14 protein-coding genes are annotated in these 14,303 nt (G+C 73.1%); 9 read left to right on the top strand and 5 right to left on the bottom strand.

From position 1 onward, the window contains the following. Positions 1-138: 138 nt before the first annotated feature. Both M3666_RS14550 and M3666_RS14545 read left to right on the top strand, forming a co-directional pair. On the top strand, positions 139-1,584 hold the full coding sequence (locus M3666_RS14550) for an NAD(P)/FAD-dependent oxidoreductase (protein ID WP_251155591.1): 1,446 nt from the start codon (positions 139-141) through the stop codon (positions 1,582-1,584). A 3-nt stretch (positions 1,585-1,587) separates the two neighbouring features. Then, a complete protein-coding gene (locus M3666_RS14545) occupies positions 1,588-2,031 on the top strand; it encodes an SRPBCC family protein (protein WP_066657286.1) in 444 nt (147 codons plus the stop codon). 53 nt (positions 2,032-2,084) lie between these two features. Here M3666_RS14545 and M3666_RS14540 read toward each other — a convergent pair whose 3' ends face one another. Continuing rightward, positions 2,085-2,903 (bottom strand): shikimate 5-dehydrogenase, encoded by an 819-nt coding sequence (locus M3666_RS14540; protein ID WP_251155590.1) that lies wholly within the window; start codon positions 2,901-2,903, stop codon positions 2,085-2,087. A gap of 87 nt (positions 2,904-2,990) precedes the next feature. Between M3666_RS14540 and M3666_RS14535 the strand changes: the two genes are divergently transcribed. Continuing rightward, entirely contained in the window at positions 2,991-4,364 is a 1,374-nt protein-coding gene (locus tag M3666_RS14535) for an L-serine ammonia-lyase (protein WP_066657280.1), read from the top strand. Between the two features lie 55 nt (positions 4,365-4,419). Here M3666_RS14535 and M3666_RS14530 read toward each other — a convergent pair whose 3' ends face one another. Further along, the gene (locus M3666_RS14530; protein ID WP_251155589.1) at positions 4,420-4,641 is read right to left on the bottom strand and encodes a hypothetical protein; all 222 of its coding nucleotides are present in this window, start codon (positions 4,639-4,641) and stop codon (positions 4,420-4,422) included. Positions 4,642-4,757: 116 nt separating this feature from the next. Between M3666_RS14530 and M3666_RS14525 the strand changes: the two genes are divergently transcribed. From M3666_RS14525 to M3666_RS14505, 5 genes are all read left to right on the top strand, one after another. Further along, positions 4,758-5,006: a hypothetical protein gene (locus tag M3666_RS14525; protein ID WP_245172042.1), complete on the top strand. Its 249-nt coding sequence runs from the start codon at positions 4,758-4,760 to the stop codon at positions 5,004-5,006. A gap of 100 nt (positions 5,007-5,106) precedes the next feature. Further along, positions 5,107-6,801: a bifunctional 3'-5' exonuclease/DNA polymerase gene (locus M3666_RS14520; RefSeq protein WP_251155588.1), complete on the top strand. Its 1,695-nt coding sequence runs from the start codon at positions 5,107-5,109 to the stop codon at positions 6,799-6,801. A 94-nt stretch (positions 6,802-6,895) separates the two neighbouring features. Beyond that, positions 6,896-7,780 carry a phosphatase PAP2 family protein gene (locus M3666_RS14515; RefSeq protein WP_251155587.1) on the top strand — a complete coding sequence of 295 codons (885 nt, stop codon included), beginning with the start codon at positions 6,896-6,898 and terminating at the stop codon, positions 7,778-7,780. A gap of 10 nt (positions 7,781-7,790) precedes the next feature. Then, on the top strand, positions 7,791-9,506 hold the full coding sequence (locus tag M3666_RS14510) for a serine/threonine-protein kinase (RefSeq protein WP_251155586.1): 1,716 nt from the start codon (positions 7,791-7,793) through the stop codon (positions 9,504-9,506). Positions 9,507-9,590: 84 nt separating this feature from the next. Then, positions 9,591-9,776: a hypothetical protein gene (locus M3666_RS14505; RefSeq protein ID WP_251155585.1), complete on the top strand. Its 186-nt coding sequence runs from the start codon at positions 9,591-9,593 to the stop codon at positions 9,774-9,776. A gap of 148 nt (positions 9,777-9,924) precedes the next feature. On the opposite strand, the gene M3666_RS14500 is transcribed toward M3666_RS14505, so the two are convergent. The 3 genes from M3666_RS14500 to M3666_RS14490 are packed head-to-tail and all read right to left on the bottom strand — an operon-like array spanning position 9,925 to position 13,948. After that, a complete protein-coding gene (locus tag M3666_RS14500) occupies positions 9,925-11,787 on the bottom strand; it encodes a methyltransferase domain-containing protein (protein ID WP_251155584.1) in 1,863 nt (620 codons plus the stop codon). Continuing rightward, complete coding sequence (locus M3666_RS14495; protein ID WP_209684848.1) at positions 11,784-12,686, bottom strand: hypothetical protein; 903 nt, start codon at positions 12,684-12,686, stop codon at positions 11,784-11,786. Before M3666_RS14495 ends, M3666_RS14500 begins: the two co-directional genes overlap by 4 nt. Next, positions 12,683-13,948, bottom strand: coding sequence for an ABC transporter ATP-binding protein (locus M3666_RS14490; protein ID WP_251155583.1), 1,266 nt, complete (start codon positions 13,946-13,948; stop codon positions 12,683-12,685). Before M3666_RS14490 ends, M3666_RS14495 begins: the two co-directional genes overlap by 4 nt. A gap of 154 nt (positions 13,949-14,102) precedes the next feature. Here M3666_RS14490 and M3666_RS14485 point away from each other — a divergent pair. Next, positions 14,103-14,303: hypothetical protein (locus tag M3666_RS14485; RefSeq protein ID WP_066657251.1), on the top strand; the 201-nt coding region annotated here is incomplete at its 3' end.

The raw sequence follows: 14,303 nt of genomic DNA, 5'->3' as shown, positions 1-14,303 counted from the left end.
CGCCGGACCACCCGGTACGCCCGTTCCCGCCAGGTACAGCGCGCGTGATGGGAAGGAACGGGCGCGTGCGGGCGGGCAAGTGCGGGAGCCGGGCACGGCTGACCGCCCGCGGGGGCGCGGGTCCCTAGGCTCGGGCACATGGTTGATGCGGTGGTCGTCGGTGCCGGACCGAACGGACTCGCGGCGGCGGTGACGCTCGCGCGGGCCGGGCTGTCGGTCGAGGTCGTCGAGCGGAACGACACGATCGGCGGTGGTGCCCGCACGGCACAGCTGACGCTGCCCGGGTTCCACCACGACGTCTGCTCCGCAGTGCACCCCATGGCGCTGCAGTCCGAGTTCTTCCGGCTCTTCCGCATGGAGGACCGCATCGAGCTCCGGCTGCCCGAGGTGCAGTACGGCCACCCCCTCGACCGTGGCCGCGCCGGCATCGCCTACCGCGACCTCGAGCGCACCGCCGAGGGCCTGGGCATCGACGGCCGCGCCTTCCGGAACCTCATGGCGCCCCTGTCCGGCAGCGCCGACCAGGTCGCGGACTTCGCCACCGACGCGCTGCTGCACGTCCCGCGACACCCGCTCACCGTCCTGCGGTTCGGTCTCCGCGCCCTCGAGCAGGGCAGCGCCGCCTGGAACGCCCGGTTCCGCGACGAGGTCGCACCGGCGATGGTCTCCGGCGTCGCGGCGCACTCGATCCAGCACATGCCGTCCCTGTCGACCGCCGCGGCCGCGCTGTCGCTCGGCTCCTACGCCCACGCCCGCGGTTGGCCCGTGCCGATCGGGGGCAGCCAGGCGATCGTCGACGCGCTCGCCGCCGACCTCGTCGCCCACGGCGGCACCATCGAGACCGGGCGCGAAGTCCGGTCCCTCGCCGACCTGACCCCGGCGAAGGCCGTCCTGTTCGACACGAGCGTCCCGGGCATGCTGCACATCGCCGGGAAGCAGATCCCCACCCCGAAGCGCGGGGCGCTGCGCCGCTTCCGGTTCGGCAACGCGGCGGCGAAGGTCGACTTCGCGTTGTCCGACCCGGTGCCGTGGACCAACACCGAGCTGCGGAAGGCCGGCACCGTGCACATCGGCGGCACCCGTGCGGAGATCGCCGAGGCCGAGCACGCCGTGGCACAGGGTCGGCACGCCGAACGCCCGTACGTCCTCGGGAGCGAGCCGACCGTGGTCGACCCGAGCCGGGCCCCGCGCGGCAAGCACGTCTTCTGGGCGTACGCGCACGTGCCCGCGGGCTCCGACGGCGACCCGACCGACGCGATCGTCCGGCAGGTCGAGCGTTTCGCGCCCGGCTTCCGCGACACCGTCCTGCAGTCGAGCAGCCGCACGGCCGTCCAGATGGGCGAGTACAACCCGAACTACGTCGGCGGCGACATCGCCGCCGGGGCCGCGAGCTTCTGGCAGCTCGTCAAGCGGCCCGTCCTGTCGTCCGATCCGTGGCGGATGGGCGGCGGCATGTACCTGTGCTCGGAGGCGTCCGCGCCCGGCCCGGGTGTGCACGGCATGGCGGGCTGGCACGCGGCCCGCAGCGCCCTGCGGCACACCTTCGGCCTGTCCGAGCACGTCGACCTCGCACCGGAGGACTGAACCATGGCGAAGAACGTCCGCATCGTGCACTGCAGCCCGGAGGCCGTCTTCGACGTCCTCCGGGACGGCTGGCTCTACCCGACCTGGGTGGTCGGCGCCTCGCGCATGCGCGGTCAGGACCCGGGGTGGCCCGCCGTCGGTACGGAGCTGCACCACTCGTTCGGCATCTGGCCGTTCCTGATCAACGACACGACGATCTCGCTCGAGGTCGACGAGCCCCGGCGGCTCGTCATCCAGGCGAAGGGCTGGCCGGTCGGCGAGGCCCGGGTCGAGGTCGAGGTGGAACCGCACCCGCGGGGGAGCCGGGTGACGCTCCGCGAGAACCCCGTCCGGGGTCCCGGATCACTCGTGCCCGGGTTCATCGCGCAGCCCGGCATCTGGATCCGCAACAATGAGAGCATCCGGCGGCTCCGCTGGGTCGCGGAGGGGCGCGCGGGCGCCCAGTAGACGGCATGGAGGCTCGTGGCGGCACCGCCACGGACCTCCGTGCCGCCACCCGGTCACTCCGCGCGACTGAACTCGCTCGCTCGACGCACCTGGTCGTCCGTCAGGGCGACGCCCGTGTACCGCTGGAACTGTCGCGCGGCCTGCAGCGCGATGACCTCGGCGCCGGTGATCACGCGCGCACCCGCGGCGCGACCGGCGCGGACCAGCGGGGTCTCGGCGGGGAACGCGACCACGTCGAAGACGGTCGACGCGGCCTCGACACGGTCCTGCGCGAAGGCGAGGGCGTCCTCGTCCGCACCGCGCATGCCGAGCGGGGTGACGTTGACCAGGACGTCGGCCTCGGGCGCCTCCTGCTCGCTCGCGACCCAGTCGAAGCCGTACTGCTCGGCCAGGGCAGGACCGGTCTCCGCGTTGCGCGCGACGACGGTGAGCTGCTCGAAGCCCGCACCGCGGAACGCCGCCGTGACCGCCTTGGCCATCCCGCCGGAGCCACGGAGCACCACGCGGGCCGTCGGGTCGACGTCGTGCGTGCGGAGCAGGGACGCGACGGCTTCGTAGTCGGTGTTCGACGCGGTGAGCACACCGTCGTCGTTCACCACGGTGTTGATCGACCGGATGGCGGCCGCGGACTCCTCGACCACGTCGACGAGGGGGATGATCGCCTCCTTGAAGGGCATCGACACCGAGCAGCCCCGGATGCCGAGCGCGCGGATCCCGGTGACCGCGCCGGGCAGGTCGGTCGTGGTGAACGCCTTGTAGACGAAGTCCAGCCCGAGCTCGTCGTAGAGGAAGTTGTGGAAGCGCGTGCCGATGTTGCTCGGTCGGGCCGCGAGCGAGATGCAGACCTGCATGTCCTTGTGGAGGATGGGCATGGCACGAGTCTCCCACGCCCGTGCCGATGGAGCGGTCCACTCCCGGTACCCGACAGCAGTGCCGTCCGGACGGGTTAGTGTGGCGGGATGCCGGTCTCCGTCTTCGATCTGTTCAGCGTCGGGATCGGCCCGTCGAGTTCCCACACCGTCGGGCCCATGCGTGCCGGCGCGGCCTTCGCGGCCGGGCTCGCCGACGCCCCCGTGACCGGGCTCGACGTCCACCTGTACGGCTCGCTCGCCTCGACCGGGCAGGGACACGGCACGCTCGGTGCGGTGCTCGCCGGGCTGATGGGCTCCGACCCCGAGACGGTCGACCCGGACGCGATGGCAGCGGCCCTGGACGACCTCGAACGCACCGGTGTGCTGCGGCTCGCGGGCGGGGCGACGGTGCCGTTCCGCCAGGCCGACATCGTGCTGCACCCGCTCACCATGCTGCCCCGCCACCCGAACGCGATGCGGCTGCGGGCGACCGGTGCCTCGGGGGCGGTCCTCGCCGAGGAGACCTACTACTCGATCGGTGGCGGGTTCATCACGAGCGACACCGAGGGTGCCGTGGCCGAGGCCGCGATCCCCGTCGACGACGCCGTCCCGCACCCGTTCTCGAGCGGCGCCGAACTCCTCGCCGCGTGCGCCGCGACCGGCCTGCCCGTCAGCGGCGTCGCGATGGCGAACGAGACCGCGACACGGACCGGTGCCGAGGTCCGCGCCGGACTCCTGCACGTGCACGACGTCATGCGCGAGAGCGTCGACCGCAGCATCCGCCGCACCGGCACGCTGCCCGGCGGCCTGACGGTCCGGCGTCGCGCGGCGAACTGGCACGAGCAGCTCACCCGCGACGACCCGCACCACGACCCGCTCTTCGCGATGGAGTGGGTGAACCTCACCGCGATGGCGGTCAACGAGGAGAACGCCACGGGTGGCCGGGTCGTCACCGCCCCCACGAACGGTGCCGCCGGGATCATCCCCGCGGTGCTGTACTACGCCCTGACCTACGTCTCCGAGGTCCTCCCGGAGGACCGCGACGACGCCGTGGTCCGCTTCCTGCTCACGGCCGGGGCGATCGGCTCGATCTACAAGGAGCGGGCGTCGATCTCGGGCGCCGAGGTCGGCTGCCAGGGCGAGGTCGGCTCCGCCGCGTCGATGGCGGCGGCCGGGTTGGCCGAGGTCCTCGGTGGGACCCCCGAACAGGTCGAGAACGCCGCCGAGATCGCGATGGAGCACAACCTCGGGCTGACCTGCGACCCGATCGGCGGCCTCGTGCAGATCCCCTGCATCGAGCGGAACGCGATCGCGGCGAACAAGGCGATCAACGCGGCCCGGATGGCGCTGCGCGGGGACGGTGTGCACCACGTGTCCCTCGACCAGGTCGTCGAGACGATGCGGCAGACCGGTGCGGACATGTCGACGAAGTACAAGGAGACCGCGATGGGCGGACTGGCGGTCAACGTCCCCCTCTGCTGAGCGGCCGCAGCGCGCTGCGTCGTGGCGACGGCCCCGGTACGACCGCCCGGGCCGGTCAGTGGACCTGCATCTCCAGCGGGATCGCGCGCGGTGCGACGTGGTGCTGCCCGTCGTCGGTGCGGACGATGAGTGCGGGACGCCCCGGGGTGTCGAGGACGTCCACCGCCGTCCCGGCGACGAGTCGCCCGCGATCGCGGTAGCGGACCACCGCGTGGATCGGGACGTCGTCGGCGGGGACCGGTCGCCACCGTGGTGGTCGTGCGCGCTCCGTCTCCATCACTCCACCTCCATCACTCCACCATGGCGTCTGTCCGATTCGCGCACCAAATCGCTGAACGCTGCTCACGTGCACTGCCGGGAGGCACTCCGGCCGCCGCGGGTACGGTCGGACGCATGAGCGACACGGACCACGACCACCTCGGCGACGGCGTCGACATGTCCTTCGAGGAACGCCGACAGGACACCCTCCGCAGGATGTCCGGGTCGGACGAGCACGACGCCGACCCGCGCGTCGAGGTCTCCCGCGCCGAGGACGGGGACGTGCGCATCGACGTCGCGGACTCCGCGGCCGTCCGCCCGGGGGACGCCGACGGCACCGACCCCCGGACCGACGCGACGCAGGACCCCCACCCCGCCGACTGAGCCCTCCCTCGCACGACGCGACCCCGGCGACACCTCGCAACGCGGTCCCGCTGCGAGCACCGCCGACGGTGCGTCCCGCGGGAAGGAGGATGATCGTCGGGTGCACCTCGTCCTCCACCGCGTCGACGGCGGCGTCACCGCGACGCCCCTGACCGACGCGGGGGAGCCGGCCGGCGAGCCGACGCGCCTGGACGAGCCGGGCCTCCCGGCCTTCGTCGCCGCGCACGACGCACCCGACGTGCGCTGGGTCTGGGACGACACCGCCCGCTGGTACCCGGCCGTCCTGGCGGCCGGAGGACGCGTCGGCCGCTGCGTCGACCTCCGCCTGTGCCGTCGCATCCTGCGCGGCGCGCTCGCCGCGCGGGGGACGGCCCTCGCGACGGCACCACCCGACACGTGGGACGACCCCGGCCAGGAGGCCCGCCCCACCCGCCCCACCCGCCCGACGCAGGCCCGCCTGTTCGACGACGCGCTCTTCACCGTCGCACCGGCCGACGACGCAGCCGATCCGGTCGCCGAGTTCCGCCGCCAGCTCGACGCGGTCGCCACGTCGACGACGCCGGGCGCACTGCGCCTGCTCACCACCGCCGAGTCGGCGGGAGCCCTCGTCGCGGCCGAGATCCTGTCCGCGGGTCTGCCCTGGCGTCCGGACGTGCACGAGCGCCTGCTCGAGGAGGAACTCGGCCCCCGGGTACCCACCGGGGTGCGGCCGCGCCGGCTCGAGGAGCTCGCGGGGGAGATCCGCGCACACCTCGGCGACCCCGCACTCAACCCCGACTCGCCCGCCGACGTCCTGCGGTCGCTCCGGGCCGTCGGCCTGATGGTGACGTCGACGCGCAAGTGGGAGCTGCAGGAGCTCGAGCACCCGGTCATCGCGCCGCTGCTCGAGTACAAGCGCCTGTCCCGCCTGCTCACCGCGAACGGCTGGGCATGGCTCGACGAGTGGGTGCAGGACGGGCGCTTCCACCCGAAGTACGTCGTCGGCGGGGTCGTCACCGGGCGCTGGGCGGCGGCCGGCGGCGGTGCCATGCAGCTGCCGAGGACGGTCCGCAGTGCGGTGGTCGCCGACGACGGCTGGGCCTTCGTGGTGGCGGATGCGGCGCAGCTCGAACCGCGGGTGCTCGCGGCGATGGCCGGTGACCGGGCGATGGCGACCGCGGGCGACGGGCGGGACCTGTACGACGGGGTGGTCGCCTCGGGCGCGGTCGAGACGCGGCAGCAGGCGAAGGGCGCGATGCTCGGCGCGATGTACGGCGCGACCCAGGGTGACGCTGGACGGCTCGTCCCGCGGCTGGCGAGGGCGTTCCCTGCGGCGCTGGGGCTCGTCGACCGGGCGGCCCGGGCGGGCGAGCGCGGCGAGCCCGTGACGACGCTGCTCGGCCGGACGTCGCCCGTCCCCGACGAGGCCTGGTTCGCCGCGCGCAACCGCGCCTGGTCGGTGGACGGCACGCCGGCGCAGCAGCGGGCGGTCGAGGGGCGTGCCCGCAGCTGGGGGCGCTTCACGCGGAACTTCGTGGTGCAGGGCACCGCGGCCGAGTGGGCACTAGCCTGGATGGGATCGCTCCGGACCCGGCTCGCGACCCGGTTCCCCGGCCCGCTGACGGCCGGGCCGCACCTGGTGTTCTTCGTGCACGACGAGATCGTGGTGCACACGCCCGTCGAGCACGCCGCGTTCGTGGCGGAGCAGGTCCGGGCCGCGGCGGTCGACGCCGGACGGCTGCTCTTCCGGGACTTCCCGGTGGTCTTCCCCCTGACGGTGTCGACGGTGCGCGACTACGGGGCAGCGAAGGACTGAGCCGGGCCGGCGCGTGCGGGTGCTCGCCCGCCGTGAGGACTGTGTCCGGGCCGGCGCGTGCGCGCTCGCAGCCTGGGACGGGCAGGGTGGGTCGATGGAGCGACACCACGACGAGGACCCCTCGGCTGCCGGTCGGGTCGACCGTGCGGAGCAGGCGGCGGTCGTCGAGGACCGGCGCGTCGGTGACCTCGACCTCACGACGTGGCGGTCCCGGGCCGGCCACACGGTCGCCGAGGGCTGGGCGGCACTCGGCCGTCGCTACGGCGCCCTCCCCCTGCTCGTCCTGACGCTGGCCGTCGGTGTCGGCATCGCCGCGACCGCGACCTGGGCGGCATCGGAGGTGTACGACGCCGTGCGGGCGTCCGACGACGTCGCGGTGCTCGACCGCCCCGTCCTCGACTGGATGCTCACCCTGCGCTCGCCGTTCGCCGACCAGGCGGTCACGTGGTGGACCGACATCGCCGGGACGATCGGGATGCCGATCGTCGCGGTCTGCTTCCTGATCGGCTTCACGGTGCAGCGCCGCGCCTGGACCCCGCTCGTGCTGCTCGTCGCGGCGAGCGGCGGCTCGCTCCTCATGACCATCGCAGGCAAGGACCTGATCGGCCGTGCCCGACCGCCGCTGTCGGACGCGGTGCCGCCGTACGAGCACTCGCCGTCGTTCCCGTCCGGCCACACGCTCAACGCCACGGTCGTCGTCGGCATGATCGTGTACCTGCTCATCCTGCGGCAGTCACGCACGGTCACCCGGGTGTGGACGATCGTCATCGGCACGCTCTTCGTGCTGTCGATCGGCGTCTCGCGGGTGTTCCTGGGCCACCACTGGACGACGGACGTGCTCGCCGCGTGGGCCCTCGGTCTTGCGTGGCTGGCGCTCGTGATCACGGCGCACCGGCTGTACCTGACCGCCCTCCACCGGGGTGCCGACCCGGTCGTGCGCGGCCGCGGACCGGCACGCCCGGTCAGGTCGTCACGGTAGGTTCACCCGCATGGAAGAACGGGTCTTCGGCGGCAGGTACCGCGTCACCGGCACGCTCGGTCACGGCGGCATGGCCTCCGTCTACCGCGCCGTCGACGAGCAGCTCGGCCGCGAGGTGGCCGTCAAGGTCTTCCGGATCGGCGCGGTCGACCACGGCGAACGTGCGCGCGCCGAGGCCGAGATGCACACGCTGGCCGCGCTCCGCAGCCCCTCGCTCGTCACGCTCTACGACGCCGCACTCGACGACGGCAACGGCGACTCGTACCTCGTGATGGAGCTCGTCCCCGGCAGCGACCTGGACACCCGGCTGCGCGAGGGCCCGCTCGACACCACGACGACCGCGCGCACCGGCGCCCAGGTCGCCGAGGGACTCGCCGCCGTGCACGCGCAGGGCATCGTGCACCGTGACGTGAAGCCCGCCAACGTGCTGCTCGAGAGCGACGGCCAGCACGTCAAGCTCGCCGACTTCGGCATCGCGCTGCTCCGGGACGCCGCCCGCGTGACCGGGACCGGCACCGTCATCGGCACCGCCGCCTACATCTCACCGGAGCAGGTCCTCGGGCGCGAGGTCACCGGTCAGGCCGACGTCTACGCCCTCGGGCTCGTCCTGCTGCAGTGCCTGACGGGTGCACGTCCGTTCCCCGGCACCGCCGTCGAGTCCGCCACCGCGCGGCTCACGCGGGGCCCCGACATCGACCAGCACCTGCCCACCGCGTGGCGGACGCTGCTGCACGTGATGACGGCGCAGGACCCGGCCGAGCGCCCGACCGCGGCCGAGGCGGCCCGACGTCTCCGTGCCCTCGAACGCGACGGGACGGCACCGGCGACCCAGCTGCTCCCGGGCGGACCCGGCACGCTCACCCGTGCTGCCGGCGGAGCGGCCGGTGCCGGAGCCGGTCTCGCCGGTGCCGCGCTCGGTGCCGGGGGACCGGACGCAGCCCACGCCGACCAGGCCACCCAGGCCATGCCGGGCGCTGCGGACGGCGACCAGGCCACGCGGGCGATGCCGACCGCCGGCGGTGCCGACGCCGCGACCCGGGCGTACGACCGGACGGGTGCGCAGGACGACGTCGCGACGACGGTCCTCGGTGCGCAGCGGGGCGCCGGTGGAGCGGGCGCCGCCGCTGCTGCTGGCGGTGGTGCGGTGGCCGGTGGTGCCGCGTCGCGAGGAGCCGGTGGTCCAGCGGGGGCTGCCGGACGGGGCGGTCCCGGTACGGACGGACCGAAGCGACGGCGTGCGGGGATCATCACCGCGGTGGTCGTCGGGATCCTCGTCCTCGCGGGGATCGGCGTCGCGCTGATCGCGCTGGGCGGAGGAGACGACTCGACGCCCGCGCCGACCGACTCCAGCGAGCCCTCGTCGCCGACGGAGCAGCAGACGAGCGAGCCGGAGCAGCAGCCCAGCCAGGAGGAGCAGCAGCCGAGCGAACCCGCGCAGGAGCCGAGCGAGCCGGCGCAGGAGCCCAGCCAGGAGCAGCAGCAGCCGAGCGAGCCAGCGCAGGAGCCGAGCCAGCCCGCCGACGATCCGAGCGTCGGCCCCGAGCCGGGCGGTCCGGCGTCCAACCCCGTCGAGGCCCCGCAGGGCGGCGCGGGCAACAACGGCAACGGCAACGGTCCCGGGAGCAACAGCGGCAAGGGCAAGGGATCCGGTGCGGCGGACACGACGGTCGACACCACCGTCGGGTCGCTCACCCAGGGGCCGGCGACGGGCCCCGGCCGCGGCTGACGCGGTCGCTGCCGACCCCGGCGCGGTGGACGGACAGCGTCGAGCCGACGCCCACCGTCGCGGGAGCACGCTCGGAGTATGTCGATGAGCACACCGTTCGATCCGCAGCAGCCCGGCGCCGATCTCCCCGTGGACGGCGACGACCAGACCGAGATCGAGGTCGAGGAGGACCGCGGCGCCGACGTCGGCCCGGACTCGGTCGACCCGTCGATCTCGCCGGCCCCGCACGAGGACGAGGACGAGGCGGGCGGCGGCCCGGTCGCCCGGTGACCCGAGACGGCTGACCGATCTCGCCCCGACGGCCCGCAGGGGGACGACGGACGACCCGCTGACGACCGCTGACGACCGCTGACGACCGCTGACGCGACGACGGGCTGCCCCCGGACGATCCAGGGGCAGCCCGTCGTGGTGCTTCGGCTCAGACGCCGCCGCGCCGGAGCCAGCGGGTCGACCGCCACGAGCGCGACCGCAGCACCGCGTCGATCGCGTCGCGCAGGATCTGCTCGTCGGTGGCCGGGTCGACGAAGGCCGACGCCCGCACGGGGCCGCTCGTCCCGCGGAGGCGCGAGACGGCCCGGAGCGGAGCGCTCACGCGCCACGACCGCGACTCCAGCAGGGAGATGAGCCGCTGCGCCAGGGCGAAGCGCTCACCGTGGTCGACGGACGACTCCTGCGCCACGGGTGCGGGGAGCGGAGCCGGCTGCTCGGCGAGCTTCACCAGCTCTCGGATGCGCCGCGTCTCGCCGGCCGGCAGCAGGATCGGCAGGGCGTCGATCTTGCGGTCGACGGAGTACTGGTTCAGCAGCCACTCCGCGATGTCGTGGTCGGTGCGCGAGCCGTCCTGCGACACCCACGTGTGGTAGATCGCGGTGAGCTGCAGGGAGTCCGCGACACCGACGAGCGACGCGGCACGGAGCAGGTAGTCCCAGTCCTCGGTCGTGGTCAGCGACTCGTCGAAGCGCAGTCCGAGGTTCGTGAAGAGCCCGCGCGGGAACGCCGCCGTCATGAACGGCGTCTGGTTCAGCACGAGGTGCTTCACCATCGAGAACTCGGCGTCGTAGGGCCGGGTGATCGGCCCCTCGGTACGGACGCCCCAGTGGCCGCTCGTGCTGACGACGTCGGCCGCCTGCAGGGACCCGACGCTGCGGAGCACCATCCCCGGGTGCTTGCGGTGCACGTCCCGGAAGGCCGAGACCCAGTGCGCGAAGACCAGGTCGTCGTCGTCCAGCGCCACGACGTACTGCCCGGTCGCCAGTCGGAAGCCCTCGTTGAGGAGCGTGGCGCGCGAGCCGTGGTCGACCTTGACGAAGCGCGTGCGGCCGGCGATCGACGGCGGCTGGCGTTCGATCAACCGCTCGAGCACGATCTGCGTCGCGACGTCGACGTGGTGGCCGATGATGAGCACCTCGAAGTCCTGGTCCGTCTGGCCCGCCAGGCAGGAGAACACCTCGGCGAGCTGCTGCGGACGACGCCCCTGCGTCCGGATCACGACCGTGAGGAACGGGTCGTCCTCGGTCGACGTCCGGGTGACCGCGGCGGCGGGGACCGGCCCGGGCAGGCAGGCCCAGACGAACTGGTTCACGCGGGCGTTCGGCGCGGCCTGGTCGCGCAGCGCGTTCATCCACTGGTTGACGGTGGTGCCACGCATGAGCGCCGGGTGGTCGAGCGGGAAGTGCTGGTCGCTCTTGCTCAGCAGGAAGTCCTCGCGGTCCGTGCGGTGCAGACCGGCGGCACGGAGCGTGCGCTCGAGCTCGGGCTCGCTGTAGAGGTGGACGTGGGTGTCGTCCAGCAGCCCGGTGTCGGTGTACTCCCATGCGCCGAACGCCAGCTTGAACCCGACGTCGCGGTGGGTGTTGTTCGGCACGCTGAGCACGAGCGGAGCGCTGTGGTCGCGGAGGAACGTCGACACCTCGGCGAGCACGGCCCGTCCGGCGGGCAGGTGCTCGAGCCCGTCGAGCATGGTGACCCCGAGCACGCGGCGGTCGCCGACGACGTCGCGCAGCAGCACGCGCACCGCCTCGGGATCGCCGACGTCGCCGACGTGGGCCTCGAAGCCACCGTCGCGCAGCGCCGTCACGGCGTCCGCGTCGACGTCGACCCCGACGTACGTCGCGCCGAGCTGGTCCTCGACCGCCGCGGCGATGGCCCCGTAGCCGCAGGCGAGGTCGAGGAGGACCGCCGGCTCGCCCGACGTGACCACGGAGCGTCGCAGGAGGCGGAGGACGGCCCCGTAGGTGTTCTCCTCGGAGTAGGCGTTGTCGTAGCGTGCCTCGTCGTTCACAGTCCGTACCGGTGTTCCGCGTAGTTGCCGCCGGTGAATTCGGCGGTCGTGTGGTCGGGGTCGTGGCGGTCCGCGAGCAGACCGTCGTCGCGCCGGCGCCGGTACTCGGCGCACGCACGCGTGGCCTCCGGCTCCGGGTTCGCGTCGAAGAACCGCAGGATGTCCTCGCTGATGTCGGGCCGGGACCACTTGTCGGCGAGCAGCAGGGCGGACTCCACGGAGTAGTACCGTTCGGCGGACGTCGGCTCGAGGACGCCGCTCGTCGACCCGATGCGCTTGTCGTGGAACGCGAGGGCTGCGGGGACGATCGCCACGCCGAAGCCGCGCTCCCGGATGCGCCAGGACAGGTCGACGTCGTCGCAGTACATGAAGAACGACTCGTGGTCGTACCCGCCGAGCTCGTCGAAGAGCGCGGAGCGGACCATGCAGAAGGCACCGGCGACCCACGAGGTGATGCCGCTCCGGACGTCGTAGTCCTTGGGGTGCTCGAGGGGGAGCTGCTTCGCCTCGACCGCGCCGATCGTGGTGTCGTCCATGCGCTCGACCAACTGGCTGAGCGTGTCCCCGGTGATGATCACGTCGGGGTTCGCCATGATGCGCAGCTCGGAGTCGTCCTCGGCCGCGAGGCGGTTCTGCGCGCCGCCGTGCCCGAGGTTCTCGCCGAAGGACACGTAGTCGAGCGAGGCGAGGTTCGGCGTCGCCCGGCGCCAGCGCTCGAGCAGGGCCGGGTCGACGGTCGCCGCCGGTGAGCAGTCGCCGTAGCGCACGCGGACCCCGGCGACGCGGTCGTCGAACCGTGCCCAGCGTGCGGCGTTGTCGAGGCTCTCGAGTGCGCGCTCCACCCGCTCCGTGTCGGAGTGGTAGAGCACCGACTGGATGGTCACCATCGGTCGGGTCATGCGGTGTGGTCCTCGCTGATCAGGGTCGGGATGCGGTGGGTGCCGAGGTGGGTCGGGTCGTCCTCCATGACGAACCGGGCGGCGTCGCGTCGGAGGGCGATGTACTCACCGCGCTCGTCCGACAGGAAGGCGTGCACGAAGTGCGGTCCGTTCCCGAACACGACGGCGTCCAGGTCGAACCTGACCGTCGCGGAGCCGTCGAGCGGCGAGAGGACCTTCTCCACGCGACCCGTGTCGGTGCCGTACACGAGGTTGCCGAGCGAGTTCTCGATGAGGAACCCGGCGTTCCAGCGGTCGAGCGGCGTCGCGTGCTCGTAGCGGACCGTGATGCGCAGCGGATCTCCCGGGCGGACGATCTCCTGCGGCTCGCGTCCTGGGACGCGGACGTCGACGTCCGTGACCCTGCCCGGCGTGGGGTCCTGGTCGGGGTCCTCGGCCTCGGCCTCGGCGAGTCGGCGGCCCTCGAGGATCTCGCGGAAGTTCTGCACCGCCTCGCGGGCGGGCCCGTGGTACTTGACCTCACCGTGGTGGAGGACGACCGCGGTGTCGCAGAGTTCCTGGACCTGGCCGAGCGAGTGCGACACGAGCACGATCGTGCGGCCCTGCGCCTGGAACTCCTTGATCTTGTCGATGCACTTCTTCTGGAACTGCTCGTCGCCGACGGCCAGCACCTCGTCCACCAGCAGCACGTCGGGGTCGGTGTTGATCGCGACGGCGAAGGCGAGCCGGACGTACATGCCCGACGAGTAGAACTTCACCTGCGTGTCGATGAAGTCACCGATGCCGGAGAACTGGAGGATCGCCTCGAACCGGGCGTCGACCTCGTCGCGGGGGATGCCGAGCACCGAGGCGTTCAGGTAGACGTTCTCGCGGCCGGTCAGGTCGGGGTGCATCCCGGCGCCGAGCTCGATGAGGGCGGCGAGGCGACCGCGGCGCTCGACGACGCCGGTCGTGGGCTCGAGGATGCCGCCGATCATCTTCAGCAGCGTCGACTTGCCGGAACCGTTCGGTCCGATGAGGCCGACCGTGCTGCCGGCCGGGATCTCGAGGTCGACCCCCTGGAGCGCCCAGAAGTCCTCGCTGTGCCGGCGGCCTGCACGGCCGAAGGTGACCACCCGCTCCTTGAGCGAGTTGTCCTTGCGGATCGTGAACCGCTTCGACACGTCCCGCACGGAGACGACCACGGGTGCGCCGGGGCCGCCCCTGACCTCCTCGGACCGTCCGCGGAGTCCTGCTGCTCGGCTGCCCTGCCGCTCGTCCAATCAGGACTCCTCTGTGTTGCGTTCCGAAACCGAGGAGGATCGTAATGCGGATACGATGAAATGTCAGGCGTGTCCCCCGCTCTGGGGAGGGGGTGCCGGTGCCGCCGACGGCGCTCACGGCGTCCTGTCGGTCGGGGACGGCAAGCTCGTGCGCATGTCGTTCGCGAACGCGTGGGACCCGTCGAAGGGTCGCGCCATCCCAGAGGACCAGGTCACCGAGGACGGACTCGAGCTCGACGAGGACACCGCCGCCGAGCTCGGCATCTCGTTCGACGTCGTCGGCGGCGCGTCGGCCGACCCGTCACGGGTCTCACCCGTCGACGTGCGGGTGCCGAGCGCCCCGACCACCGACGAC

It is taken from the genome of Curtobacterium sp. ODYSSEY 48 V2 (assembly GCF_023712625.1).
Classification (GTDB): domain Bacteria; phylum Actinomycetota; class Actinomycetes; order Actinomycetales; family Microbacteriaceae; genus Curtobacterium.
The sequence above is the reverse complement of the archived record's forward strand: the minus strand, read 5'-3'. Positions and strand labels throughout refer to the sequence as shown.

What these genes read in the sequence shown, in the direction of transcription:
- M3666_RS14550 (WP_251155591.1), top strand. Translation starts at nt 139, where the DNA reads ATGGTTGATGCGGTGGTCGTCGGTGCCGGACCGAACGGACTCGCGGCG.
- M3666_RS14545 (WP_066657286.1), top strand. Translation starts at nt 1,588, where the DNA reads ATGGCGAAGAACGTCCGCATCGTGCACTGCAGCCCGGAGGCCGTCTTC.
- M3666_RS14540 (WP_251155590.1), bottom strand. Translation starts at nt 2,903, where the DNA reads ATGCCCATCCTCCACAAGGACATGCAGGTCTGCATCTCGCTCGCGGCC.
- M3666_RS14535 (WP_066657280.1), top strand. Translation starts at nt 2,991, where the DNA reads ATGCCGGTCTCCGTCTTCGATCTGTTCAGCGTCGGGATCGGCCCGTCG.
- M3666_RS14530 (WP_251155589.1), bottom strand. Translation starts at nt 4,641, where the DNA reads ATGGAGACGGAGCGCGCACGACCACCACGGTGGCGACCGGTCCCCGCC.
- M3666_RS14525 (WP_245172042.1), top strand. Translation starts at nt 4,758, where the DNA reads ATGAGCGACACGGACCACGACCACCTCGGCGACGGCGTCGACATGTCC.
- M3666_RS14515 (WP_251155587.1), top strand. Translation starts at nt 6,896, where the DNA reads ATGGAGCGACACCACGACGAGGACCCCTCGGCTGCCGGTCGGGTCGAC.
- M3666_RS14510 (WP_251155586.1), top strand. Translation starts at nt 7,791, where the DNA reads ATGGAAGAACGGGTCTTCGGCGGCAGGTACCGCGTCACCGGCACGCTC.
- M3666_RS14505 (WP_251155585.1), top strand. Translation starts at nt 9,591, where the DNA reads ATGAGCACACCGTTCGATCCGCAGCAGCCCGGCGCCGATCTCCCCGTG.
- M3666_RS14495 (WP_209684848.1), bottom strand. Translation starts at nt 12,686, where the DNA reads ATGACCCGACCGATGGTGACCATCCAGTCGGTGCTCTACCACTCCGAC.